The sequence below is a fragment of the Scytonema millei VB511283 genome (genome assembly GCF_000817735.3).
GTDB classification, from domain to species: Bacteria; Cyanobacteriota; Cyanobacteriia; order Cyanobacteriales; family Chroococcidiopsidaceae; genus Chroococcidiopsis; species Chroococcidiopsis millei_B.
In genome coordinates this window covers 33,739-58,211 of the sequence record NZ_JTJC03000009.1, presented here as the reverse complement: position 1 = coordinate 58,211, position 24,473 = coordinate 33,739, and the positions used below count along the sequence as shown (strand labels likewise).

Here is a 24,473-nt window from a genome sequence, read left to right as displayed (position 1 = left end):
GTAGGGGGAGCTGAGGGAGCTGTAGGGCGTAGACACCCGAAGGGTGGCTTCTCGGAGAATAGCCCTTCTCGAAGAATGGGAGCTGAGGGAGCTGAGGGAGCTGAGGGAGCAAAACAATTCAAAATTCACGCATTCACGCATTCAAAATTCTTACACCCCACACCCCACACCCCACACCCCACACCCTACACCCCATTCTTCGCTGACAACTGATAACTGATAACTGATAACTGACAACTGATAACCGATCGCTAGTCGCTGACTTTAAACTTACTAGCACTGGCTTGTAGTTCTTGTGACATGATGAGTAATTCGTGGAAGGCGATAGATAGCAGGGTGGCATCGTCGGAGGTTTTGGTGGCAATATTTGCCACTTCGGATACGGCTTGGGTGACGGACTGGGACTGCTGAGTTTGCGTTTGGGTCGCTTGATTAATCCCAGCGACGAGTTGACCGATTTCAGCAGTGGCTTCCACGATCGCGGTGAGGCTTTGGCGGGTGTCGCTGACTAAATGACTGCTGGCGATCGCCTGTTGCACGCCTGTTTCCATTGCTTGGCTGACTTGCGCCGTGCTTGCTTGGATCTCTTGTACGAGCTTGCCAATTTCTGTGGTTGCCGTGGCTGACTGACGGGCAAGCGATCGCACTTCATCGGCAACTACGGCAAAGCCTCGACCGTATTCTCCGGCTCTAGTCGCTTCAATCGCGGCGTTGAGGGCGAGGAGTTGGGTTTGGGTCGTAAAGTTGCCGATCGCGTCTACGGCTTTAGAAATCTTTTGCGAGGAGGCACTCAAGCGCTGGATTAATTGGCTGGTTTCTGCTACTGTCTCCCGCAAGGCAAGAATCCCCTCAACCGTGCGGTTCATTGCCGCATCCCCTTGCCGTACGGTCTGGTGGGTGCGTTGCGCCGCTTTTTCTACCTGTGCGGCATCGGCAGCTACCACTGTGGTAGCATCAACCATCGCTTGAATTTCGGTCATGGCACGCTGCAACGCTGTCAATTGTTGCTGTGCTTGTATCGTCAGTGCTGACATTGCCGATTCGCTATTTTGGGAAGTCTGGCTCACTTGTGTCGATGCCGTTTGTAGTTGCATGACAATTCGCCGCAAGCTTTGCAAGGTGTTATTGTAAGCATCCGCGATCGTTCCGACTTCATCATCGGTGATGGGAGCGCGGACTGTCAGATCGCCATTGAGAGCGGGGCGCACGGCAACGAGTAGCTGCATCGCCCTTTGCTGAAGTTGTTCTTTGGCTACTTTTTCTCGTTGGGCGAGTTGTTGCAACTGTTCTGTCTGAATGCGAATTTGTGCTAGATAATTGACTTTTTGTAACGCTGCGCCGACTTGGTTGCCTACTTGTGCTAAAGCGCTGACTTCTGTTTCTTCCCATTCCCGGGGCGCAGAATTCTGATAGGCTGCGAGTAAACCCCAGAGTTCCTGCTGAACGAAGACGGGGACGATCGCGTAGGCTCTGGCTTCCATTTGCTCTAGCAGTTCCACATGACAAGCAGAGTGTCCTACTGTATAAATGTCGTTTACCGCTATAGTCCCGCCTTGGCGATAGCGTCCGCCTTGGGTGTCTTGTAAGTGGCTGTCTTCAATTACGGGTAAGACTTCTAGCAAGCTACTCCACCCAGCAGCCGCGGATTCTGCTACAAACTCTCCGCCCCAGTCGGGCTTGAATTTATACAAAACTACGCGCTCGGCAGCCAGCATTTGCCGCACTTCTTTAGGAATAATTTTATAAATTGCCGACTCCGTATCGAGCGATCGCAATAAGCGACTGGTAATTCGAGTCACAGCTTGTTCTATAGTTGCCGCACGGCTCAATTTTGCCGATGTTGCTTGGACTTGCTGTAATGCTTCTGCCTGTTGTAGCGCAATCCCTAACGGGTTACGGACTTGCAGCATAATTTCTATTTCCTCTGCTTGCCAGTGGCGCGCTCCCGAATTTTGATAGGCAGCCAACAAGCCCCACAGCTTATCCCCTTGATAAACTGGTATGGTGATGTAGGCTCTGGCTTGGAATTTATCGAGCAATTCTATATAGCAAGCAGAAAAATCGGCAGCGTAAACATCATCGACTTGAAGATATTGCCGATCCCGCAGCGAACTACCCTTGTTATTTTGTAAGAAAGTATCAACGGTAGTCGATCCTGGCGCAGGTATATTTTTGATGACACAGCCTTCATCTGCTGTAAAGTTCTGCTGGAGGCTGTCATCTTGTTTTTGCGCTTCTAGTAGCGATCGCCACCCAGGAGCGATGGATTCCGCCACAAACTCCCCACTCCAATCGGGATTGAAGCGATAAATTACGACTCGATCTGCTTTGAGCAATTGGCGTAATTCGTAGGTTGTGGTTCTAAATATATTATTGATATTCAAAGACTGCCGGATCTTATCGATAATCCGAGTCACGGTACGTTCCCGTTCGGCGGCTTGGGCAATTCGATCGGCTTGAGACTGCAATTGCTGACGGACTTCTGCCTGTTGCAAAGCAATTGCCAGAGGATTGCTCAGTTGCAGCATGATATTAACTTCCCCGTCTTGCCAGTGGCGGGGACCAGAATTTTGATAAGCAGCTAGCAGTCCCCACAGTTTCGTATCTTGGAAAATGGGAACGATAACATATGCCCGCGCTTGGTATTTCTCTAAGCTGGCGATATAACAGGGAGAAAATCCCGCCGTGTAGATATCATCCACGCGCTTAAATTTTTCCCCTCTAGCGTAGCCACCACCTTTGGTATCTTGCAAATAGGTATCGGCATCGGCATTAGGAGCATACGCCGTTAAGTTTCTTAACGTACAGCGGTCTTGGGTGGCGCGATCGCTTTTTAAAACCTCGTCTCCCTCCTGCGCTTCAATAACCGACACCCAGCCAGCCGCGACGGACTCCGCAATAAATTCCCCACTCCAGTCGGGATTGAAACGATAAATTGCCACTCGATCGGCTTTGAGTAACTGACGTAATTCTTGGGTAGTCGTGCGGAAGATGCTGCTAATGTCGGGGGAACCCTGAATTTTTTCAATCACCCGCGCTAAAACTTTTTGCTGGTCGCCGAGCGATCGCAAAAGAATCTTGTATTCTTCTGGTTGTACGAGTAGGGCTAATTCAGTGGCAACTCGCTCCAGCAGACTGATTTCGCTTTCCGTCCAACTACGAGGACTCTGGCATTGCTGCGCCACCAACAGACCCCATCCTCCCTCTGGCAAAGCAATCGGGACGCTTAAGCTAGCACAAACTTGAAACCGTTCTAGCAATTGAATTTGATAGGGACTCAAGGAAGCTTGATAAATATCTGCTAGAGCGATCGCGGGCGAGTGTTGGTACGCTTGTAAATTTTCTGCCCCAAACATCCGCACTGCTAGAGTTTCCCCCAAACTCGGGGTAAAATCTCCTACCATTGCCTCTGCTAAAACAACACCTTTTTCCTCATCCAAAAAGCGATAAATTAATACTCGGTCGGCTTGCAGATACTGACACACCAGATGAGCTGTCGTTGGTAACAGTCCGTCTTCTGCTGCCGCTTGTCGCATGACGCTAGCGATCGCGCTCAATCGTTGCCGTTCGCTTTTGAAGCTACTAGCAGTTGCTACAGTCTGGTCTTTCATCCCCATTTGCAGCATTTGCGCCAATTGCTCCAACTGAAGAAACTTCGCTCTAGCTTCTGGTGCATTCAACAGTCCCGCTTGTTCTAATTCCGCCTTCATGGCATTGACTAGTGCGGTAGGTTGAGTTGCATCTGCAACTGCGTCACTAGCAGACTGCTGCGTGCTATCTAAAGGTGGCAGTATTTTTGTGCTACCACGATATTGTTGTCTCTGTTCTGGAAGTTCCTGTTCTTGCTTAAATAAATTTTTAAATTGCATTAGCCCGTCCTATCAGTTATCAGTTATCAGTTATCAGTTAATTCCGACTTACGACTTACGACTTACGACTTCTCCTCTATCCCCTATGCAGTTGCCACATCGGACAACGGGCGATCGCTGCGGGATCGAGGACTATAGCATCGGCTTGAGGCAAGTATCCTTGTAAAAAGGGTAAGGTTTTGGCAGCAAATAAACTTGCCGTCGCTGGTTGAATTTGACTCAGATCGTGCCATTCAATATCCTGTACTTGCGATACAACTAGACCCATTGACTGTCCTTCAATCTGCATGACGATCGCCATCAGCGGGACGCTGGCGATTTCTGAGGCGATAAGGGGTGGATAGTCGAGAAAGAGATTCAGATCGACTAGCCACAGCATTTTTCCCCGCCAGTTGCAAATTCCCAAAATGCATTCAGGCATGGCGGGTACGGGTAATATTTCTGTTAATACAATTTGTATAACTTCGGCAACGTGAATTAAAGCCAGCAAACCGCTATCTTGGGAGCCGAGGCGACAGCGGAGAAACTTTTCCTGGGAGGATGGCGATCCTCCATCCAGTCGTAACGAACTCGTTTTAGCTAGAGAATCAAGTATCTCCATAAGTTCTCTAAAACTATAAAATAAACTGTTGGATGACTTGCAGTAATTGTTGTTGGTCTACTGGTTTAGCTATGTAAGCATTTGCACCTAACATAGAACCCCACAGGCGATCGACTTCCGTACCTTTGGAAGAACAAATCACGATCGGGATTTTCTTGGTTGCATCATTTGTTTTCAAGCTGTGACAGAGTTCAAATCCACTTTGACCAGGTAAAATGACATCTAAGATCACCAAGTCTGGTGTTTGCAATCTTAGCTGTGCTTCGGCTTCTTCACCGCTTTGCACGCCAATTACCGTTAATCCTATTTGTCTGAGATAGCGGGTTAATAGTTCGGCATCAGTCAAACTATCTTCTACTAACAAAACTGTACTCACAAACTCTCTCCTACCAATTGCTCCAATTCAATTGTCCCGCTTACCACCTCACTCACGACAACAAGGCACGGTCGATTTCAATCAATTCCATATTCCATTGTTGGTTTCTCGTCCGTCTGACGAGTATTCCGATCGCCGAATTCTAAATATTTTCTCACCACGTTGAGGATTTTCGGCGCTTCGATTGGTTTTGAGATAAACTCTGTCGATCGCACGACTTTGGCACGGACGCGATCGATAATCCCGTCGTTACTGGTTAAAATAATCGCTGGTGTATCTTTCAATACAGAAGTTCGGCGGATTTGGGCGCAAATTTCGTAACCGTTGGCGATCGGCATCACCAAATCTAAGAAAATTAAACTGGGTTTATGTTCTAAAAGCATTGGTAGGGCAAGCACGGAGTCTTGCAAGCTGATGTATCGATAACCTGCTTGGGTGAGAATTCTGCCTAACAATTGGCTATCTCTGGGACTGTCATCGATATAGGCTATGAGAGGACTCGTCGTCTTTGGCTGTGCGGGAGAAGACTGAAAGCCTCGCGTGACAACGTGTTCCAGCTTCTCACCGATATCCCCTACTTCAATTGACTTCATCCAGCCGCGCCGAATATAGGGGAGTAGAGATTGGGTGAGTAATATGGGGTCTTGTCGCAATCTCAAGGCTAAATCTCGCAGCGTTCGCTTACCATCTACCATCGATACCAGACTGCGGTAGACTACGGGTGAAGATTGTTGCTGCAATTCTTCGCGCTGCCAGATCAACGGAGCCACATTTGGTGAAAACTCTTCTAGTCCCGCCTGACACCATTTCTGCCAAGCCTGCTTTGCTTGCTGCCAAGAACGGTCTGGAGAGAGAAAAACTAAAGGCGAAGTATATAACTTTTCTTCGGGAGTAAAAGTGTAGCTCAGGGGTGGAAGCGAGCGATCGCGCAGCCACTGTTCCTGTTGCAGAATATCAAATAAGACTTCTGCGACGCTACCTTGAACCACTGATACCATTTGTTGGCGCAGGATCTCTCGCTTGCTCATCAATGCAGCTAAAAACTCATAATCGTCGCCGCGATATTTTTGTTCTTGGTAAAGGTGGATCGGATCGACTTGAATTTGAGGGCAATACTGCGCCAACTGACGCAGCCAGCGTCGCCTGGGATGCACTCCGCCTGCATCCCCAATCAGATGACCCAAGTGAAAATACAAACTCCACTGCTGCCGTCCATTGGAGTTTTGAATCTTCAACCTACCGTTTCTCAATTGCCCTTGGCTCCAAGCGTGTAGCCAGTTGTTTAGTTTCACTGTATATAAATGACTCTCAGTCATTGCCGATTCCATGTGGCAGATGCTTGTGTTGGTGGTCGATCTGTGACAATCTGGTTCGTGTTGACGCAACATGTGTGCGCCGACTCACTTTCTCAGTAGAGCAGGTCAGCCTCAAATGCTACCTGCTAAATCGAGCGCTTCTACTGCTGGCATTTCACTCCATTGACTCGGTTACTAATTCTGATTAATAAGAATAAGAGAATTTGTGAATACTTAATAGTGCTAGAAGCAAATTGTCAATTACCAGTAATAATCTTTAGAAAATTAAGCTATTTGCAGATTTATATCGCTTATCGCTTTTGACTTTTTTCATAGAGCATAAAGTCTAAGCCCTCCTGAAGTCAAGCAGTTGTCCCACCCGAGCCAGCTTTCGCTATTCTCTTTTGTGTTTGCCCCTACTTCAAATTTATGTATATTAAAATACCGCAGCTTGCACCTGAATATGCTATTTTGCTTTCTCTCGTTTCTAGACTAGAGCGATCGCAGAGATTTCTCTTTGTATAATAAAATCTTGTCGTTCTTGAATCGGCACGATATAAACTAGAGCTATATGTAAGGGCACGATCGGCAGTACCATTCTCACCATCAATACCAATAATGACGTGAGATCGCAATACAAGCGATCGAGCGAGAATGTTTGATTCCTTCATATGTACAGATATCTAACTTGAAGGCTTACGCCAAACAATTGGATAATATTTTCCCATATAAATAGACAATATTTTTCTCAATTGTCCATAGTTTTGCTTTAGAAAAACTGGACGCTTCTGCATCGGTATAGTAATAATACCAATCTGACCCTTATCTCATCGACTCCAACAAGTATATAAGCAGATGTTCTTCGCCAAGCATTAGTAAAAGCTAATATGTCTTTAAGAAGTTCACTTTTTTGCTGAGCGCTAGCTCGATCAAAGGAATATTGGTCTCGCTTAAAGTCCAACGATGAGCTTTCATCTTCATTCAATAACTGCTCTAGTAAAATATCATCCATAAGTCACCTAGCTTAAACTACTATCCACGCCACTTTGCTTGAAAATAGAGAATGACCATCAAATACCTGAAAGAGCCTCACAGCTTAAATACATAATGTATTGTTAATGTATTATAAGATAAATATCAACATAAGAGAAAGAAAACGATGAGTATTACTATACCTGACGAGATGCTAGCTGCGACTCGCATGAGTGAAGCCGAAATGAAACAGGAAATTGCAGTTATGCTATTTCAAAAGGAGAAACTAACCCTAGCCCAAGCGAGTCGGTTTGCGGGAATGAATCGAGTTGCGTTTCAGCATTTACTGGCAAGTCGTCAAATTCCAGTGCATTACGATGTAGAAGATTTTGAGCAAGATATTAAGAATTTACGGGAAATGGGTAGATTGTGATTGTTGTCAGCGATACTTCTCCGATTAATAATCTTGCAGCTATCAATCGACTCAATCTTTTACAACAACTCTACGGCACGATTACTATTCCTCAAGCTGTTTACCGCGAATTAACCGAGCCTGATTTTCCAGTAGCAGGCGCAATAGAAGTGCAAACTTTTGATTGGATTCAGGTACGCCAAGTTAATAACAACGGAGTAGTTATAGCACTTCAAAACGAACTAGATTTTGGTGAAGCTGAAGCAATTGCTTTAGCACTAGAAACACAAGCGGAACAACTTCTCATTGATGAACGGCTTGGTCGTATCGTTGCAGCTAGACTGAATCTAAGATATACAGGGATTTTAGGTATTCTAATCGAAGCAAAAAGTCAAGAACTAATTCCTGAAGTGAAACCTTTACTAGATGCCTTAATAAACCAAGCAGGTTTCTGGGTAGCTCAATCCTTGTACGATCGCGTTTTAAGGCTAGCTGGTGAAGTCTAACTATACAAATATATACTGCCTATAGCTGCCCTCTCCCATACATTTTGTAACTACCAGTCTTTTCTCGCATCGTGAATCTGGGCAAAATACAATATAGTCATCCCGCACATTCTCTCAACCATGCCTCGGTTTCAATCCCTGGAAGCAGCACTCAAACACTATTTTGGCTACGATAGCTTCCGCCCTGGACAAAAACAAATCGTCGAACAAGCGCTGCAAAATCGGGATCAACTGATTGTCATGCCTACAGGCGGTGGAAAGTCTCTCTGCTTTCAGCTGCCAGCCCTGTTACAGCCAGGTTTAACCGTGGTGGTATCTCCCCTCATTGCCCTCATGCAAGACCAGGTGGAGGCGCTGCGAGATAACGGAATTGGAGCAACATTTCTCAATAGCAGCCTTAATTTACACCAAGTGCGATCGCGGGAACAAGCGATTCTCAGTGGCAAAACTAAACTTCTCTACGTCGCCCCAGAACGGCTGTTAAACGAAAAATTTCTGCCTTTTCTCGACTTAATCCGGGAGAAAATGGGGATTGCGGCGTTTGCAATTGATGAAGCCCATTGCGTCTCGGAGTGGGGACACGATTTTCGCCCCGAATATCGCCAGTTAAAACAGTTGCGTCAGCGTTACCCTGGTGTACCAACCCTCGCCCTCACCGCTACAGCTACAGATAGAGTTCGTCAAGATATTATTCAACAATTAGGATTGGAACAACCTAGCATTCATGTTGCGAGTTTCAACCGCCCTAATCTTTACTACGAAGTTCAACCAAAACAAAAGCAAAGTTACAGCCAACTGCTACAAATTATTCGGCAATCGGAAGGATCGGGAATTGTCTATTGTCTCAGTCGTCGCAAAGTCGATGAAATTGCCTTTAAGTTACAACAAGACAAGATTGCGGCTCTACCTTACCATGCAGGTTTAAGCGATACAGAAAGAGCGGAAAATCAAACCCGTTTTATTCGCGATGATGTCAGAGTTATGGTAGCAACGATCGCCTTTGGGATGGGAATCAATAAACCTGATGTACGATTCGTTATCCATCACGATTTACCTCGAAATATTGAAGGTTACTATCAAGAATCGGGACGGGCGGGAAGAGATGGGGAAAAAGCCCGTTGTACATTATTTTTAGGTTATGGCGATATTAAAACAATTGAATATTTAATCGACCAAAAAACTGACGTACAAGAACAAAGAATTGCTCGTCAACAGTTGCGTCAGGTCATTGATTTTGCCGAAGGAACAGATTGTCGGCGCACAATTGTCTTAGGCTATTTTGGCGAACGATTTGTCGGACAATGTAGCGGTTGCGATAATTGTCTTGCACCCAAACCAGTTGCAGACTGGACAATCGAGGCGATGAAATTTCTTTCTTGCGTGGCGCGTTGCAAAGAGAAATTTGGCATGAATCACATTATTGATATCTTGCGCGGTTCTAAAAATCAGAAAGTTTTGCAATACGGTCATAACAAACTTTCAACTTATGGAATTGGCAAAGATAAAACTGTAGAAGAGTGGCGATTGTTAGGGCGATCGCTATTACATCAAGGTTTGTTAGATCAGACAACAGACGGTTATTCTGTTTTAAAACTTAATAGTGCAAGTTGGGAGGTGATGCGACGACAGCGGACAGTTTCAATTGCAATTGATAATACACCAAATCTTGCGGCTCAACCTTTAGAAGCACGAACGGCTGAAGTCGAAATGCTATTTCAAAAACTGCGATCGCTACGGAAAGAAATTGCAGACGAACAATCAGTTCCACCCTATGTCATTTTTGCCGATTCTACGCTGAAATTTATGGCATTGCAGCAACCACAAACTTTAACTGAATTTGCCAAACTCTCGGGTGTAACCTCACACAAAATAGCTCAGTATGGCAAAAAGTTCTTAATAGAAATTCAGGCTTATACTCAAACTCAGAATTCACATCCAACTGGAACAGAACAATATACTTTACAGTTATATCAACAAGGATTGAGCGTAGCAGAAATTGCCCAAAAGCGAGATTTGCGCCCAACAACAATTATCCGTCACTTATCAGATTTAGTGGAAAAAAACCAGGATGTGGATTTAGATCGGTTAGTCGATCGCGATCGCCAGGTTAAAATTTGTCAAGCTTTAGAAAAACTTGGCGATATTTCCCTTACCCCAATTCGAGAATATTTAGGCGAGGATTATTCCTACGACGAAATTCGCTTGGTGAGGGGACGCTGGCGACACGAAAAAAATTGAAGCTGGCTCTAAAAGGTCAACTAGCGCGCCATTGAGATCGTTATTACCGCGATCGCGATCGTCCAAAAATCTCATAATGCGGTAGCATATAGACGAGACAATGAAATTCGGTTGTATTGTTTGTGATTAAAATCAACAGGCTTCTCTCCGAAATCTAAATCTCTGCACCTTCTGATTTTGGAGACAATGTATGTCAATTTATGTAGGTAACTTATCATATGAGGTAACGCCAGAAGACCTCAGCGCCGCTTTTGCACAGTATGGATCTGTAAAAAGAGTTCAATTACCAACCGACCGCGAAACAGGTCGAGTGCGTGGTTTTGCATTCGTAGAAATGGATACAGATGCCGAAGAAACCACTGCTATTGATGCCCTCGATGGCGCTGAGTGGATGGGGCGGAATATGAAGGTTAATAAAGCAAAGCCTAGAGAAGACAGAGGCTCGTCTGATGGTAGACGTGGAAACAGTAACGGTGGATACTCTCGTCGTTACTAAACTTTGGAACAAAGAATTTGACTCTAAGGTTTGAGGGTAGACAAGGAGTCTGCCCTTTTGTTTTTGAAAATAGCAAGCAGGTTGGCTAAATTCTAGCCTAGTTGATTCTATGACAAAGCAGCGCAGCTAGATTAGAATGACTGCATTTTCGCAACTACAAGCACCACGTTTAGTATTGACAAAATAGCCAGACATGAAAGCAACTTAAGTAGAAAAATCACTTAAAATATGACTCCAGAAGCAATACGCATTGTGACTCAATTAAGGCGTGAGTTTTATTCTCTCTTTGCTACAGAGATGGGAGTTCCAGTAATTATTACTAACAGTAACTCATCCGCTAGTAATCCATCTATAGCTTCTTGGGTAGATCGTCAACAAAGATTAAACTATATATATATTTACGTCCACTTATCGCCTGATGAATTAATCCCCAACCGTCCATTTCTGCTGAAGTTAGCTATTAATAAAGGTGCTGGTATAGCTACATCTACGAAACAGCATCAAGACTCTCAAAAACTGAATCAGCGTTGGTACTTCGAGTTAACTCTATTGCCAGAAGAAATCTTAGATTTTCTTCCTTGGATAGTTAGCTTAGTTCAGTCTCATGAAAAAGGTTTTACCTCATTTGCGCTAGAACCACCACATCCCTTTGAGGTCAAGATGTCTCATCTACCATTATCCGGTGATATTTGGACTCAGAAAGCTGGACAACAAGCCTCTCATACTCTGGTAGTCAAATGAAAATTCAAGCATTAAACATTCAGATTGGCGATCGCATTGTTGCCTATTGTAATAGCAAGAGACAAATCTGTACTGTCAAGCAAGTACTAGATTCCGGTCAAGGTAGCATCGCACTGACAGTGTGTCCTTCTGGGAACAATCGGCTTTCACTTTCACGGGTGATCCGGTTCCACCAAGATGCTTCTGTCGATGTCCTGTAGAGACGTTACATGTAACATCTCTACAGAAAAAACGAATTCGATCGCAATTAGGGCAAGCTTACCAAAATCTTTGCATAAATCCAAAGATATTTGGTGAACCCGCCCCTACGAATGACAAATGACAAATTAACCAAACTGTTCTTCAGCATCCAAATTAAACAGGACTTGAAGAGTTTGCATACAACGCCGCCGAGCTTCAATATCCTGCTGCGATCGCAACTGTACCATCGGATCGTGCAAAATTTTATTCACGATTCCTCTGGTTAAAGCTTCGATCACTTCTTGGTGCTTTTCGGCAAATTCCGAACCCAAACGCGATAAAGCCTTTTCTAACTCTTGTTCGCGAATGGTTTCGACTTTATGACGCAAGCAACTGATCGTAGAAACAGTTTCCAGCGATCGCCACCACACGTCAAATGTTTCTACTTCCTCATCCAGCAGCTTTTCAGCTTCCATTGCCATTCTGCGACGGCTTTCTTGATTTTGAGCCACCACAGCCTTTAAATCGTCTACGTTAAATGCTTGTACGTGTTCTAAATCGTTGACATCTTCATGTACGTTACGCGGTACGGAGATGTCAAATAGCATCAACGGACGATTTGGTTCTAGAGCAATTTCCAGCTTAGCGCGATCGATCAGTGGTTCTGTAGCCGAGGTACTAGTAAATACCAGATCCGATGATGCCACCACTGGCATCATTTCTGATAGCAAACAAAGTTGTAAATTAGCCTGTTGAAACTGATTAGCTAAAGCTTGCGATCGCTTTAAAGAACGATTCAAAATACAAATTTGACTCGCACCTTTTGCTACCAAATGTTTAACGAGTAACTCCGACATTTTACCCGCCCCAACGATCGCCACTCGGCAAGCTGCTAAATTAGCAACTTTCATTTGGGCTAATTCTACTGCCGCAGAACTAATCGAAACCGCACCAGTACCGATACTAGTTTCAGAACGTACCCTTTTGCCAGCCGTAATTGCTTGTTTAAACAGCTTATTCAGAATGAGTTTGATACCGTTATATTGTTGTCCTAAACTGTGGGTTTGTTTTACCTGAGCTAAGATTTGCCCTTCTCCTAACACCAAGCTATCCAAACCTGCCGAGACTCGCATCAAGTGCATGACTGCATCTTGGTGGAGCAAAATAAATAAGTGTTGTCTTAAATCGCGGACTGGTAATTTGCTATGTTCGCCCAAAAACTGGGTCACTTCCCGAATCCCTTGTTCCGTTTCTGGAGTCACGATATAAATCTCCAGACGGTTACAAGTGCTAAGTATTGCTGCTTCGGTAATATGCGGATAGCTACACAAGTGTGCGATCGCGCCTTCCAACTGCGATTCTGGAATACTCAGCTTTTCCCTAACTTCTACTGGGGCTGTTTTGTGACTTAACCCGATAACCGCAATGTTCATGTCTCCTCCCAAATGAGGGGTGAGGAGTGAGGGGTGAGGGGTGAGGGAATTAACAGTTATCAGTTATCAGTTATCAGTTATCGGTGACTCCCGACTCCCGACTCCCGACTCTCGACTCCCTGCTCCCTACTCTCTGCTCCCTACTCCCTGCTCCCTTATCCTCCTACTTCAGTTGCAGTGTCTTTGGTTCGTCAAACATATGGATCGTGTCTACAAACCGCGCCGTGCGGGATTGGCTGGAGATAACTAAACTTTGGGTTCTGGCTCCACCTTTGAAGAAGCGGACACCTTCCATCAGCGTACCTGGGGTAATACCACAAGCAGCGAACAAGACGGTTTGACCCGAAGCTAACTCTTCAGCATTGTAAACTCGGTCTGGGTCATTAATTCCCATGTCTTTCAAACGGGCGATATTTCCCTCTTTACTCTCGCCAATCAAACCAGTTTTGACTACTTCTGGATCGTAGATCAATTGTCCTTGGAAATGCCCGCCCAAACAGCGCAACGCCGCAGCGGAAATTACGCCTTCTGGAGCTGCACCAATTCCCATCAAGGCATGAATATTCGTTCCAGAGAAAGCGCAGGAGATCGCGGCGGAGACATCGCCATCGCTAATTAAGCGCACTCTTGCCCCTGCTTGACGAATTTCTTGAATTAATTCTTTGTGGCGGGGACGATCCATCACGACCACAACTAGCTCCTCTACAGCGCGTCCGAGGCATTCTGAGAGAATTTTGAGGTTTTGGGTAGCCGATTTATTAATATCTACATGACCGCGTGCTGGGGCTGGTGCTGCGAGCTTTCTCATGTAAAAGTCAGGAGCAGCAAACAAACCACCTTTTTCGGCGATCGCGAGTACAGCCATTGAACCGTTTTGTCCGTAGGCGACTAAGTTCGTGCCTTCGCAAGGGTCAACGGCGATGTCAATTTCAACTAGTTCATCTGGGTTACAGTAATCTTTGGCATCGGCACGGGTACAAATCCCGACTTCTTCGCCAATGTATAACATGGGGGCTTCATCCCGTTCGCCTTCACCGATGACAATCCGACCCCGCATGTAAATTTTATTCATTCTCTCCCGCATGGCTTCTACAGCCACTTGGTCAGCAGTGTTTTTCTCGCCTTTACCCATCCAACGGGAAGATGCGATCGCTGCTTGTTCTACAACTTCAATAATCTCTAAACCTAGAGTATTTTCCACGCGGTCTGTCCTCCCAATGCTCTGTTTGCTGCTGTTGTTTTGCGGCTGTATCAGTACATAAGTCTACCAAACGGCGTAACCCCGTGGACTACAAGTCTTTAGTCAGGTTTTGTTAAGTTTTGCTGCTGAAAGAGGGGAAAGGAGTGAGGAGTGAGGAGTGAGGGAATTTGAAGAGGCGATCGATTTGTAGCCGCCTTAGTGCAATTGTACTAAAATATCTCAGACTGGTAGAAACATATCTTATGGAGGCTTTCTATGAATGGTGGACGCAATGCAGCCGTAGGATATTTATATCAGCATTTAATTTGCGTGCTTGATTCTTTCCAAGATGATTGGGACAGCGTTATTGTAGAGCCACATACGGATAAAGAAAAAGTAGATATTTTGTGGCTGTACGAGACTGGAAGAGAAAAGTATAAGAAAGCAGTTCAAGTCAAATCGACTCAAAATATATTTAATGGAGAAGAAATTCTACGTATAGCTGAAGAAATTAAAAATAACTTTAAAGATGCTAATGAATATGAGTTAATTTTAATTGGTTCTATTACAAGAAAGCTGCGTTAAGTACTTAAAACAAAATCACAATCGCCATGCAGGAGTTAAAATCATCAAATCCGACATCTTCTGTTTAGAAGCCTTTATAGGTTGTGCGTGTGATAAATTAGATACATATTTAAACGATAAGTTTGATCCACAACTACCGAGACGACACCGCGAAAATATTGTTCTTAATCTAATTGGACAACTTTTATATTATTCAACAAATGGCAGAGAAGTCACTAGAGTTCAATTTGAAGCTGGCTTGCAGGATTGGGTACAATCTTACGTAAATCCTAGTGGGTATAAATTAAGAAATAATACAGAATTTCATCGTCTCTATGGTTTTAATGCTCCACCTACTAAAAGAATTGCTATTGAAAAGATTTATAAACGATCTGGAGAAATTAGACAAGACTTTTTTAAAAACTGCCTCAACTTTCTCACAATTGATGAGAGCGATAAAACAAAGCTAAAAGTTGTTTATCCTAAAGTTGATATGATATTCTTCTATTTCGGAATTTGTGTGCAATTAGTAGATTTTATGATATTCGCCTTCTTTGTATATATTTATGTAGCGGTGTACGCGCATTGGATATTTATGTTAGTTTCCACAATACCTTGTGCAATAATAATTGGAATGATGCCGTTAGTTCAACCATATTTTATAGCTAGAAAAATAGATAGAGAAGTACAAAGGCTCCGTATTCAATAAGCAAAGACACGATGTCTGTAGGGGCGGGTTCACCGAAAAATCTGACTAACGAACAGAAATCTCAATAAACCCGCCCCCACCCAACAGATGAGCCAAACAAATCATCCCATTATTAGAAACAAAAGATATTTTCCATTATCGATGAACCTTCCCATCAGGCATAATTGTCCTCTGAAAAATTGCCTTACTCAAGTTAGCTCCATCCAACTTAGCCTCGCTTAAATTAGCACCTGTGAAATTAGCTCTACTAAGATTAGCACCCCTCAAATCAGCCTTAATTAAATTAGCATCCGTAAAATTAGTTTTGCTTAAATTTGTCCATCTCAAATCCGTCATGTAAAGCTCGGCTGTAACCAGCTCTGCTCCAAACAAATATGCACCACCAAAATGAGCTTCACTCAAATTAGCTTGACATAAATTAGCACGATAAAAATAAGTGGCGATCGCCTCAGCCTCATATAAATTCGTACTACTCAAATTAGCATGACTGAAATTAGCCCCAGTCAAATTAGTATAAACAAGACTAGCCCGACTCAACTTCGCTACACTCAAATCTGCTTCGCTAAGAGTAGCTCCAATAAATTCAGCCGCTGTCAAATTAGTATGGCTGAGATCTGCGGCTTTTAAATCGACACCCCGCAAATCTGCCCCAATTAGATTAGCATAAGCTAAATCTGCACCCATTAACTGAGCTGAAATTAACTGAGCATCAACTAATTCTGCTTTTTGCAAATTAGCATCAATCAATTCAGCTTCGCACAAACTAGCTGCACTGAGATTAGCCCCACACAAATTAGCTGCAATCAGTTTAGCGCGATCGAGATTGGCTCTTTTTAGATTAGCCTTGGTAAGATTAGCACCCCTAAAATTAGCCCCACACAAATTAGCTGCGCTCAAGTCAGGTTCAATCTGCACATTTTGCTGGCGCCACTCCAACCAAGTAACCGCACCCTGTTGCAGTAGCGCCAGATGCTCCCGATTTGCCATTTCTGCTACTCCTTGCGCCCCCCAATGGCAGGGTTTTCGCGTCCGAGGGCATTTTCCATCGCCGCTAACGCCGCACTCGAACCTGCGATAATATCTCGTTCTTCCCCACCCAAGTAAAGCCGTCCAAAACTACCCACTGCTTGAATCTCTAAAATATTAATCAAAGCTGCTTTCTCTGCTTGATTTGCTGCTAGGGCTGCATAAGCCGCAGGCTGTACTTCTAATACATACAGTGTTTGCCCTGCCAAAATCATCTGCCCTCGGCGGGTACGATTAATCAATTGTGTTTGGTGCGGATCGATATTGCGGATAATTTGACTCGACATCACTTGTGGCTTGAGGCAATCTCGTTCGCGTACTCCCATTGCTTCCATCACCGCCTTACCCGCCGCCCGCGTCTCCCCTTGGCGACTAGAATGGACTTCTAGCAATCCGTAAAGCCGTTCTACCACCTGCACCCCTGGACGCACAGAAGCAGATTTTAGGGCAATATCCATTAAGCGGATCACCTCAATCCCTGGCGAGACTTCAATCCACAGAGAAGCATCACCTGGTAATGGCAAAAAACCCGCTGCCACCGTCCCCATGTAAGCTGCATGTTGAGGTTGTAAGCTATCTATAAACACATAACTGCGTAATTCAATACCCAAAACTTAAATCTCCAATCAGTTATCAGTTATCAGTTATCAGTTAGTTTTGACTTTTAACTTTTAACTTTTGACTTTTTCATTACCAATTACCAATTACCGAACTCCCACGTAGGATGACTGTAGTTAAGTATAATCAGAATTAATATGCGATCGCGTGCGTAAATTTCTGCCCAGAATCCTGCCAATAATATAACTATGTTGGATTTCCTCAATCCGATTCTCAACCGTCACCCAGAGCGAGTCAAAGCCAACGTCGAGATTTACACCTGGCAGACTTGCCCCTACTGCATTCGCGCCAAATTATTGCTGTGGTGGAAGGGTGTCAACTACACGGAATATAAGATTGATGGTGATGATGTAGCTAGAAATAAAATGGCGGAACGCGCCAACGGACGGCGCACCGTTCCGCAAATCTTCATCAATAACGAGCATGTCGGCGGCTGCGACGATATTTATAAATTAGATAGCGAAGGCAAATTAGATCCTCTTCTCGCCCAACCAGCATAAGATTAGCAGCGTGACAGTTGAAGCCCCAGAATATATTATCCACCGTCAATGGATGCAACGGGCGATCGCCCTTGCCCAAATTGCCGGGGAAGCCGGAGAAGTCCCCGTTGGTGCAGTCATTATCGATTCAAGCAGCAACGTCATTGCCGAAGCAGAAAATCGACGAGAACGAGACAACGACCCCACCGCCCATGCAGAAATTATTGCTTTGCGCCAAGCTGGTAAAACCTTACAAAACTGGCATCTCGATCGCTGTATCTTATACGTTACCCTAGAACCCTGTCCCATGTGTGCGGGGGCGATCGTACAAGCACGAATTGGTTTACTTGTCTATGGTGCAGACGATCCGAAAACTGGAGCTATTCGCACCGTCACCAACATTCCCGATAGCGCCTGTTCCTACCATCGCCTCCCCGTTCTCGCTGGCATTTTAGAATCCACCTGTCGTCAACAGTTACAAGATTGGTTCCGCCAGAAGAGAGGGGCAAGGGAGACAAGGGAGCAGGGAGCAGGGGGAAAGAGAGCTGAGGGAGCGCCAGGTTGCTGAGGGAGCTGAGGGAGAAAAAACAACACTCAACCGTCAACCGTCTTCACGGAGTGTAGCAAAGCGCGTTTACCGTCAACCGCCAACCGCCAACCGCCAATTACACAAATGACCAATGACAGACGCTGATAAAACTGTCCCCTATGTGTAGCGATCGCGACTAAAAAAAATTAGGGTGGAATTAAAGCCATATAACTTTACGTTCGCTTACACACTCGCCACCCTCATGATTCAGCTTGATTCCTCGCACACTGAGATTGGGACAACTAAAAAGACCAAGGTGGCTGCAAGCTCTCACGTTTCGCCTTGGTTAACGCCCATAGTCTATCCTATCGGACGGCGCTTGGTCTTACCCTTTTATTTTGACAAGATTGAAGTTAGCGGATGGGAAAACTTGCCGAATGGAGGTCCTGTCATCGTAGCACCTACCCACCGTTCTCGTTGGGATGCGCTCATGGTTCCTGCAATCGTGGGTAAGGTTGCGACTGGGCGAGATCCGCGATTTATGGTGTCTATAGACGAAATGAAGGGTATCCAAGGATGGTTTATTAGCCATTTAGGAGGATTTGCTGTTGACGTGAAGCGTCCATCCATTAGTACTCTCAGACATGGCGTAGAATTACTACAACAAGGAGAAATGCTAGTCATTTTTCCTGAAGGTGGCGACCTGAAAAAAAATCGCGAGTGTACGCTGAATTCTCTTCAACCTGGTTTAGCTCGCCTAGCACTACAAGCCGAATCAAGTCAGCCAGACTTAGGTGTCAAAATATTACCGCTCGGTATTTACTATAATCCTCCGACCGTACCGTGGAGATGTCAGGTGAGGATTAGTATTGGTTCTCCTATCCAAGTCGGAGATTACAGCACGGGTTCGATTAAAAAAGATGCGAAGCAATTGACACAAGATTTAGAACTAGCACTTAAACAGTTGGGCAGTAAGACGCAAGCAACCGTAGAGCAAGATAGCACTCCTTCCCTATACTCTGACAGAAAAGAATCTTTTATTTAAAACAATAGCTTCAGGTATCGCCGCTGGGGAACAAACTCAAAAGTCAAAAGTCAAAAGTTCAGAAGAAAAGCGAAATATATCTAAACTCTCCCCTGCTCCCTGCTCCCTGCTCCCTGCTCCCCGATAACTGATAAGATACCCGAAGTTCAAAATCGGTCTTGTGTTTTTTAGCGCACGGAATTAAGCCATGATTTCTGCTGGAACTCAACGCTTCCTTTACCATAGCTGCATAACATTATTTTCGGCGATCGCAGCTATGACTTTGCTATCCCCAACTTACGTCCAGGCGCAAACGCCGCCAGCACCAGCAACTCCTAACCAAGCTCAACCTATAGATCCAAAAAATCCTAACATCATTCAACCTTCTGCCCAGAATAATAGCGTTTTGAGCGTGGCTGGAGGTCAACGGCTGATGTCGGAGGCTAGCAGCGCTATCTCCTCTCAAAACTACGACACAGCGGTGAAAAAGTTGCAGGAGGCGCGTCAAGTTTTCAATCAAATGTCTAATTTCTACCAACAGCTAGCTGGGAACTTTCAAGGTATTGACAATCGCGTTGCCGACAGCCAGCGCAAGAAAGCATTGGATACTGCCCAAATGCGCGATGACGCGACTTACCAACTGGCATTGGTACATCGAGCGCAAAACAAGCCAGAACTTGCCGTACCGCTGCTGGTTCAGATTGTTAACAGTCAAAACCCAACTAGAGATTTGGGCAAAAAAGCCTATCAACAGCTATTTGAGTTAGGATTTGTTGACGCGCCTTTTCCTCGTACTGGCGATACTGGTAATGCGCCGCAACGGAGTGAAGCTAAGCCTCCCGAACAATCTACACCAAAACAGTAGCGAAGGAGCGATCGCTCATCTATCCTCAGAAATAGTTAAATTAGAAAAGAGTTCAGCAATTTAGGAATTGAAATGATTAGTCCTCAGCAAGTTGAGGAAATGATTAAGGTAGCGATGCCAGATGCCCAAGTTCAAGTACAAGACTTGACTGGGGGTGGAGATCATTACCAAGTAGTAGTCGTTTCTTCCCAGTTTGAAGGTAAGGGACGAGTACAACAGCACCAACTCGTCTACAGCTCCCTCAACCAAGCAATGTCATCAGAAGCTATCCATGCCCTAGCACTAAGGACTTACACACCCCAAGCTTGGCAAGCTGCCAGCCAAGTGGTGTAAGCTGGCTTCTCCCATAATTCCACGGTAGCGCTAATACCTCATCCTCAAGACTAGGAATAACAGCTATGACTCCAGAATTGAAAGAGCGACTCGATAATCTCGTTCAACAAAACAAAATCTTGGTTTTTATGAAGGGCAATAAGTTGATGCCCCAGTGTGGTTTTTCTAACAATGTCGTGCAAATTCTTAACACTCTGGGAGTTCCCTTCGAGACTGTTGACGTTTTAGCAGACTATGACATCCGACAAGGAATTAAAGAATATTCCAATTGGCCCACCATTCCTCAAGTTTATGTTAACGGTCAATTTGTGGGCGGCTCTGATATTCTGATTGAAATGTACCAAAGTGGCGAGCTACAACAGATGGTAGAAGTCGCGCTTGCTTCTTAACAATTAACGATTTGGATAGAAATGCATATAGGGGCGTACAGTTGTATGCCCCTATTCATTTGCTACAAAGTTGATTTTTAATTGTTGGCAATTTTTAGCCAATTTTAAGCATCAGCATCAATAATTGACCAGTTCAAGCTTGACCTTTCCCGCTCGGAAGAAGCCCAATTTAATTCAAAATTCAAAATTTTGATTTGATTTTCCACTGAATCCTATTTCGATCCAATCTAGAATAACTTAATAGTAGTCTGATTCTGGTTCTGGCTGAACCGGCATTTCAAAGTTATACGGATCGTATAGAAAGCGGGTTGCTTCTTCCTCCAAACGATGAATTAGATAGGGTTCGAGGATGTTGGAATGCCTCATGGCTGCGAGATAGCCGTCTAAATACAAACGTAAATCGTCCGTGCGATAGCCTCTTTGCCACATTTCGACCAGGGCATCGGTCAGTTTTTGATAGTGGCGAATTGTTTGAGTATCTTGTAACATAGCGCAAGATGAAGGGATCGATTGTGCCTTGAAAATGTGTTTCTTAAAGGGATTTACCAGGATGGAACTTTTAAGTTGTCTTCTCTAAGCTGAGTTTTTCAAGCAGCGATCGCTGAACGAGCGACATAGAAATTATGAATTTCTTCTTAGTAAGAGTGTATTCAGTTTTAGCAAGTCGATTTTATCTTCAGTCCTCTATACTAACTAATAGTCGAACAATGACTGTACTGTATATAATTTTTGTCTCATTTATTTCATCATAGACTAAATTAATACCAAAAAGTTTGTATCTCTAGGGCGATTTTTCCCATGTGGCGGTCTTGACCAATTCGCAGTTAGATGCTTGAGCTATCGATCGAGTCTCAGAATATTAAGTTTTTTTAAGTTTATTTTTAGAAAAACATATTAACTGATGTCTGTTCGCTCGTCAAGACTGCCAGAGAGTTGATACTGAGGTAGCAGCTGTTACAAAAGCTTGACACAGGCTTTGATACCTTGAGAGTCACGTATAAAAGGAATCTTGCACCTGTGACCTCGGTTTGTATAGAAATTGTAGAGGGCAACCCACATCTGCGATCGCTACTCAGTTGGCACTTACAACAGGTAGGCTATCGAGTATATCAAGCAGCTAGTCTCTATCAAGCGCGAGACGTATTTTTAACGCGCCAGCCTACACTGGTAATTCTCGATGCTGAATTAGCTGATGGTGACGGGACAGAGTTTTGCCGTTGGCTACAGCAACAGCAGCAACCACTGATTCTGATGCTATCTGCCCGCAACACCGAAGCGGATATTGTCACTGGCTTAAAAGCAGGAGCAGACGATTACTTGTGCAAACCCTTTGGGATGCAGGAATTTTTAGCGCGAATCGAAGCGCTGATTCGCCGTCAACGCACGCCAGCCGCACCAGCTTACTTGGACTACGGCACTTTGCAAATAGATCTAGTCCAGCGTCGCGTTTACTTCAAAGGTGAATACATCGACCTCACGCCTCAAGAATTTAGTTTACTTTACGTCTTGGCTCAAGCTGGAGGTTTACCCCTCAGCCGCTCCGAATTACTGCGGCGCGCTTGGCCCGATGCTATAGATAATCCCCGTACTATCGATACTCACGTCTTGTCATTGCGGAAAAAAGTCGAAATCGATCCGCGACAACCAAGCTTAATTCAAACTGTGCGTAATGTAGGATATCGTTTCAACGCGGAAATTCTCAAAGCTAACAACGTGCAGCCAGCAGACGTTTTCCAACGCCAAACCGCTAATCACCACCCCACTTTAGAAGAAACGAAGGAGAAGTCGGAAGTCACAAGTCACAAGTCAGAAGTGTTTCACTAGTAAGTCAAAAGTCAAAAGTCAAAAGTCAGAAGTCAAAAGTCAAAAGTCAAAATCAACTGCTCCCAGATCACTGATAACTGACAACTGATAACTGACAACTGATAACTGACAACTGATAACTGTTACCTGCCTATCTGTCGCACAATAAGAAAAAGCAGTGGCATGAGATGGGGTTATGTCTTCAATTGGTGTGGCAGTAGTTGGAACGGGTTTTGGGCAAAAAGTTCATTTACCTGGGTTTAAGGCTCATCCTCGGACGCAGGTTGTAGCAGTGTATCACCGCGATCGCGACAAAGCTCAGGCGATCGCTCAAACTCATAATATCCCCCATGCGAGTCCTACGCTAGAAGAGATTGTCGCTCTACCAGAAGTTCAAGCCGTTAGCATCTCTACCCCGCCGTTTCTACATTACGAAATGGCAAAAATAGTACTGCAAGCGGGAAAGCACCTGTTATTAGAAAAACCCACCGCGCTCTCAGCTACAGGAGCGCGAGAGTTGTATCACATAGCCAAAGCTAATAATCTCGTCGTTACCCTAGATTTTGAATATCGCTTCGTCCCTGCATGGCAAAGGTTAGCTGAATTACTAGCGGAAGATTATGTGGGTGAAAAACGGCTGATTAAAATTGATTGGTTGGTTCCCAGTCGCGCTGATGCTTCCCGCCCTTGGAATTGGTATTCTCGTAAGGATATGGGAGGTGGGGCTTTGGGGGCGCTGGCTTCCCATACTTTCGATTACATGAATTGGTTGTTTGGTGCAGTACAAAAACTTTGCGCTCAGCTCAGTACTAGCATTCCTCAACGACTCGATCCTCTGACGGGGGAAATGAAGCCAGTAGATGCTGATGACACCTGTATGCTGATGCTAGAGCTGGCAGACGGTACGCCTTGCCAAGTTAGCATTAGTTCGGCAGTGTATGCCAATCGCACGCACTCAGTAGAAGTGTATGGCGATCGCGGTACTTTAGTATTGTGCAGTCAAAATCAAAAAGATTACGTCCACGGCTTTCACCTCTGGGCTGCTTCCGCCGGACAACCGCCAGCAGAATTGGAAATTCCAATGCGATTGGGATTTGACAAAACCTATACAGACGGACGCATCGCCCCATTTATTCGCGTAGTTAATCAATGGGTACAGGGAATTGATAGCGGAGAATCCCTAATTCCTTCCATTCGCGAAGGTGTTTACTCGCAATTGTTAATGGATCTCAGCCATGCTTCTCACCAGCAGCGCAGTTGGGTAGACGTACCAGATGTAGATACATATCTCACCAGTGGCTAAAGGTTACTATCTACATAGATTCACAATTAAATTATTTCCATATATAGCAATCCTAGATGAATCGTGAAATCAATTGTCCGTGTAGAGACGTTACATGTAACATCTCTACACGGGAGACTTTCATACCAAAATATAAGTAAAGCCGCCCTTACATTACGAAAGTATTTGTGACGAAAAATTTATTTAAATTGAATTTTTTATAAAAAGTTTATAATCCTTCAAAATTAGCTCACATTAATTAAGATACAAAACGCGATCGCGCAGAGTTTTGTTTTGCCGAGCATGATACACTTCCCTGAAGAATAAAGATTGAATTGTAGAGGTGAGTTTAATACTTTTCGGTTAAGACAAGATCCCCCCTAGCCCCCCTTAAAAAGGGGGGAATAAAGTCTCCTCAAACAAGAGGGAACAAAGCCCCCCTTAAAAAGGGGGTTGGGGGATCTCCAAGAGCTTTGCGTTACTGACAGAGCAGAAGGACTTTTTCATACATCGCGGGAGCGACATTTAGATAATACCAAGACGGTCGATCGCC

At 44.7% G+C, this 24,473-nt stretch carries 27 protein-coding genes; 17 read left to right on the top strand and 10 right to left on the bottom strand.

The window, feature by feature from the left end; translation table 11 throughout:
• Window positions 1-75: 75 nt before the first annotated feature.
• On the top strand, window positions 76-213 hold the full coding sequence (locus QH73_RS23505; protein WP_236147153.1) for a hypothetical protein: 138 nt from the start codon (window positions 76-78) through the stop codon (window positions 211-213).
• A gap of 38 nt (window positions 214-251) precedes the next feature.
• On the opposite strand, the gene QH73_RS23500 is transcribed toward QH73_RS23505, so the two are convergent.
• The 5 genes from QH73_RS23500 to QH73_RS23480 form a co-directional block, all read right to left on the bottom strand.
• Window positions 252-3,869: a GAF domain-containing protein gene (locus QH73_RS23500; RefSeq protein ID WP_039713515.1), complete on the bottom strand. Its 3,618-nt coding sequence runs from the start codon at window positions 3,867-3,869 to the stop codon at window positions 252-254.
• Between the two features lie 76 nt (window positions 3,870-3,945).
• Window positions 3,946-4,470 carry a chemotaxis protein CheW gene (locus QH73_RS23495; RefSeq protein WP_039713514.1) on the bottom strand — a complete coding sequence of 175 codons (525 nt, stop codon included), beginning with the start codon at window positions 4,468-4,470 and terminating at the stop codon, window positions 3,946-3,948.
• 13 nt (window positions 4,471-4,483) lie between these two features.
• Window positions 4,484-4,846 (bottom strand): response regulator transcription factor, encoded by a 363-nt coding sequence (locus QH73_RS23490; RefSeq protein ID WP_015157319.1) that lies wholly within the window; start codon window positions 4,844-4,846, stop codon window positions 4,484-4,486.
• Window positions 4,847-4,923: 77 nt separating this feature from the next.
• Window positions 4,924-6,138: a response regulator gene (locus QH73_RS29235; protein WP_309476526.1), complete on the bottom strand. Its 1,215-nt coding sequence runs from the start codon at window positions 6,136-6,138 to the stop codon at window positions 4,924-4,926.
• Between the two features lie 419 nt (window positions 6,139-6,557).
• Window positions 6,558-6,812 carry a hypothetical protein gene (locus QH73_RS23480; RefSeq protein WP_132867501.1) on the bottom strand — a complete coding sequence of 85 codons (255 nt, stop codon included), beginning with the start codon at window positions 6,810-6,812 and terminating at the stop codon, window positions 6,558-6,560.
• 488 nt (window positions 6,813-7,300) lie between these two features.
• On the opposite strand from QH73_RS23480, the gene QH73_RS23475 reads away from it, so the two are divergent.
• From QH73_RS23475 to QH73_RS23450, 6 genes are all read left to right on the top strand, one after another.
• Entirely contained in the window at window positions 7,301-7,546 is a 246-nt protein-coding gene (locus tag QH73_RS23475) for a UPF0175 family protein (protein ID WP_039713512.1), read from the top strand.
• Complete coding sequence (locus QH73_RS23470; RefSeq protein WP_039713511.1) at window positions 7,543-8,031, top strand: PIN domain-containing protein; 489 nt, start codon at window positions 7,543-7,545, stop codon at window positions 8,029-8,031. The genes QH73_RS23475 and QH73_RS23470 overlap by 4 nt, the downstream gene beginning before the upstream one ends.
• 120 nt (window positions 8,032-8,151) lie before the next feature.
• Entirely contained in the window at window positions 8,152-10,269 is a 2,118-nt protein-coding gene (gene recQ / locus QH73_RS23465; RefSeq protein WP_039713510.1) for a DNA helicase RecQ, read from the top strand.
• Window positions 10,270-10,459: 190 nt separating this feature from the next.
• Window positions 10,460-10,765 (top strand): RNA-binding regulator, encoded by a 306-nt coding sequence (gene rbp / locus QH73_RS23460; RefSeq protein ID WP_015157313.1) that lies wholly within the window; start codon window positions 10,460-10,462, stop codon window positions 10,763-10,765.
• Between the two features lie 228 nt (window positions 10,766-10,993).
• A complete protein-coding gene (locus QH73_RS23455; protein WP_015157312.1) occupies window positions 10,994-11,506 on the top strand; it encodes a hypothetical protein in 513 nt (170 codons plus the stop codon).
• Window positions 11,503-11,706: a hypothetical protein gene (locus QH73_RS23450; protein WP_015157311.1), complete on the top strand. Its 204-nt coding sequence runs from the start codon at window positions 11,503-11,505 to the stop codon at window positions 11,704-11,706. The genes QH73_RS23455 and QH73_RS23450 overlap by 4 nt, the downstream gene beginning before the upstream one ends.
• Window positions 11,707-11,832: 126 nt before the next feature.
• On the opposite strand, the gene QH73_RS23445 is transcribed toward QH73_RS23450, so the two are convergent.
• The gene (locus QH73_RS23445) at window positions 11,833-13,119 is read right to left on the bottom strand and encodes a glutamyl-tRNA reductase (protein WP_039713509.1); all 1,287 of its coding nucleotides are present in this window, start codon (window positions 13,117-13,119) and stop codon (window positions 11,833-11,835) included.
• A 163-nt stretch (window positions 13,120-13,282) separates the two neighbouring features.
• Window positions 13,283-14,320: a class II fructose-bisphosphatase gene (gene glpX / locus QH73_RS23440; protein WP_039713508.1), complete on the bottom strand. Its 1,038-nt coding sequence runs from the start codon at window positions 14,318-14,320 to the stop codon at window positions 13,283-13,285.
• A 255-nt stretch (window positions 14,321-14,575) separates the two neighbouring features.
• Between glpX and QH73_RS23435 the strand changes: the two genes are divergently transcribed.
• On the top strand, window positions 14,576-14,884 hold the full coding sequence (locus QH73_RS23435) for a hypothetical protein (protein WP_039713507.1): 309 nt from the start codon (window positions 14,576-14,578) through the stop codon (window positions 14,882-14,884).
• Window positions 14,856-15,572: a hypothetical protein gene (locus tag QH73_RS23430; RefSeq protein WP_039713506.1), complete on the top strand. Its 717-nt coding sequence runs from the start codon at window positions 14,856-14,858 to the stop codon at window positions 15,570-15,572. Before QH73_RS23435 ends, QH73_RS23430 begins: the two co-directional genes overlap by 29 nt.
• A 135-nt stretch (window positions 15,573-15,707) precedes the next feature.
• On the opposite strand, the gene QH73_RS23425 is transcribed toward QH73_RS23430, so the two are convergent.
• A complete protein-coding gene (locus QH73_RS23425; protein WP_039713505.1) occupies window positions 15,708-16,559 on the bottom strand; it encodes a pentapeptide repeat-containing protein in 852 nt (283 codons plus the stop codon).
• 5 nt (window positions 16,560-16,564) lie between these two features.
• The gene (gene ccmP / locus QH73_RS23420; RefSeq protein ID WP_039713504.1) at window positions 16,565-17,209 is read right to left on the bottom strand and encodes a beta-carboxysome protein CcmP; all 645 of its coding nucleotides are present in this window, start codon (window positions 17,207-17,209) and stop codon (window positions 16,565-16,567) included.
• A gap of 195 nt (window positions 17,210-17,404) precedes the next feature.
• On the opposite strand from ccmP, the gene grxC reads away from it, so the two are divergent.
• The 6 genes from grxC to grxD all read left to right on the top strand — a co-directional run bounded on the left by grxC (window position 17,405) and on the right by grxD (window position 20,835).
• Window positions 17,405-17,716, top strand: coding sequence for a glutaredoxin 3 (gene grxC / locus QH73_RS23415; RefSeq protein WP_039713503.1), 312 nt, complete (start codon window positions 17,405-17,407; stop codon window positions 17,714-17,716).
• Window positions 17,717-17,726: 10 nt separating this feature from the next.
• Window positions 17,727-18,263 (top strand): tRNA adenosine(34) deaminase TadA, encoded by a 537-nt coding sequence (gene tadA / locus QH73_RS23410; protein WP_052289759.1) that lies wholly within the window; start codon window positions 17,727-17,729, stop codon window positions 18,261-18,263.
• A 277-nt stretch (window positions 18,264-18,540) separates the two neighbouring features.
• A complete protein-coding gene (locus tag QH73_RS23405; protein ID WP_309476525.1) occupies window positions 18,541-19,269 on the top strand; it encodes a lysophospholipid acyltransferase family protein in 729 nt (242 codons plus the stop codon).
• 187 nt (window positions 19,270-19,456) lie between these two features.
• Complete coding sequence (locus tag QH73_RS23400) at window positions 19,457-20,113, top strand: hypothetical protein (protein ID WP_039713500.1); 657 nt, start codon at window positions 19,457-19,459, stop codon at window positions 20,111-20,113.
• Between the two features lie 72 nt (window positions 20,114-20,185).
• Entirely contained in the window at window positions 20,186-20,446 is a 261-nt protein-coding gene (locus QH73_RS23395; protein WP_039713499.1) for a BolA family protein, read from the top strand.
• A gap of 65 nt (window positions 20,447-20,511) precedes the next feature.
• Window positions 20,512-20,835, top strand: a complete 324-nt coding sequence (gene grxD, locus QH73_RS23390) for a Grx4 family monothiol glutaredoxin (RefSeq protein ID WP_039713498.1) — start codon at window positions 20,512-20,514, stop codon at window positions 20,833-20,835.
• Window positions 20,836-21,072: 237 nt separating this feature from the next.
• On the opposite strand, the gene QH73_RS23385 is transcribed toward grxD, so the two are convergent.
• Window positions 21,073-21,324, bottom strand: a complete 252-nt coding sequence (locus QH73_RS23385; RefSeq protein WP_015157298.1) for a DUF6761 family protein — start codon at window positions 21,322-21,324, stop codon at window positions 21,073-21,075.
• 528 nt (window positions 21,325-21,852) lie between these two features.
• Here QH73_RS23385 and QH73_RS23380 point away from each other — a divergent pair.
• Both QH73_RS23380 and QH73_RS23375 read left to right on the top strand, forming a co-directional pair.
• Window positions 21,853-22,659, top strand: coding sequence for a response regulator transcription factor (locus QH73_RS23380; RefSeq protein ID WP_039713497.1), 807 nt, complete (start codon window positions 21,853-21,855; stop codon window positions 22,657-22,659).
• Window positions 22,660-22,834: 175 nt separating this feature from the next.
• Window positions 22,835-23,941: a Gfo/Idh/MocA family protein gene (locus tag QH73_RS23375; RefSeq protein ID WP_039713496.1), complete on the top strand. Its 1,107-nt coding sequence runs from the start codon at window positions 22,835-22,837 to the stop codon at window positions 23,939-23,941.
• The last annotated feature ends 532 nt before the right edge of the window (window positions 23,942-24,473 follow it).

What these genes read in the sequence shown, in the direction of transcription:
- QH73_RS23505 (WP_236147153.1), top strand. Translation starts at nt 76, where the DNA reads ATGGGAGCTGAGGGAGCTGAGGGAGCTGAGGGAGCAAAACAATTCAAA.
- QH73_RS23500 (WP_039713515.1), bottom strand. Translation starts at nt 3,869, where the DNA reads ATGCAATTTAAAAATTTATTTAAGCAAGAACAGGAACTTCCAGAACAG.
- QH73_RS23495 (WP_039713514.1), bottom strand. Translation starts at nt 4,470, where the DNA reads ATGGAGATACTTGATTCTCTAGCTAAAACGAGTTCGTTACGACTGGAT.
- QH73_RS23480 (WP_132867501.1), bottom strand. Translation starts at nt 6,812, where the DNA reads ATGAAGGAATCAAACATTCTCGCTCGATCGCTTGTATTGCGATCTCAC.
- QH73_RS23475 (WP_039713512.1), top strand. Translation starts at nt 7,301, where the DNA reads ATGAGTATTACTATACCTGACGAGATGCTAGCTGCGACTCGCATGAGT.
- recQ (WP_039713510.1), top strand. Translation starts at nt 8,152, where the DNA reads ATGCCTCGGTTTCAATCCCTGGAAGCAGCACTCAAACACTATTTTGGC.
- rbp (WP_015157313.1), top strand. Translation starts at nt 10,460, where the DNA reads ATGTCAATTTATGTAGGTAACTTATCATATGAGGTAACGCCAGAAGAC.
- QH73_RS23455 (WP_015157312.1), top strand. Translation starts at nt 10,994, where the DNA reads ATGACTCCAGAAGCAATACGCATTGTGACTCAATTAAGGCGTGAGTTT.
- QH73_RS23450 (WP_015157311.1), top strand. Translation starts at nt 11,503, where the DNA reads ATGAAAATTCAAGCATTAAACATTCAGATTGGCGATCGCATTGTTGCC.
- QH73_RS23445 (WP_039713509.1), bottom strand. Translation starts at nt 13,119, where the DNA reads ATGAACATTGCGGTTATCGGGTTAAGTCACAAAACAGCCCCAGTAGAA.
- QH73_RS23435 (WP_039713507.1), top strand. Translation starts at nt 14,576, where the DNA reads ATGAATGGTGGACGCAATGCAGCCGTAGGATATTTATATCAGCATTTA.
- QH73_RS23425 (WP_039713505.1), bottom strand. Translation starts at nt 16,559, where the DNA reads ATGGCAAATCGGGAGCATCTGGCGCTACTGCAACAGGGTGCGGTTACT.
- grxC (WP_039713503.1), top strand. Translation starts at nt 17,405, where the DNA reads ATGTTGGATTTCCTCAATCCGATTCTCAACCGTCACCCAGAGCGAGTC.
- QH73_RS23400 (WP_039713500.1), top strand. Translation starts at nt 19,457, where the DNA reads ATGATTTCTGCTGGAACTCAACGCTTCCTTTACCATAGCTGCATAACA.
- QH73_RS23395 (WP_039713499.1), top strand. Translation starts at nt 20,186, where the DNA reads ATGATTAGTCCTCAGCAAGTTGAGGAAATGATTAAGGTAGCGATGCCA.
- grxD (WP_039713498.1), top strand. Translation starts at nt 20,512, where the DNA reads ATGACTCCAGAATTGAAAGAGCGACTCGATAATCTCGTTCAACAAAAC.
- QH73_RS23385 (WP_015157298.1), bottom strand. Translation starts at nt 21,324, where the DNA reads ATGTTACAAGATACTCAAACAATTCGCCACTATCAAAAACTGACCGAT.
- QH73_RS23375 (WP_039713496.1), top strand. Translation starts at nt 22,835, where the DNA reads ATGTCTTCAATTGGTGTGGCAGTAGTTGGAACGGGTTTTGGGCAAAAA.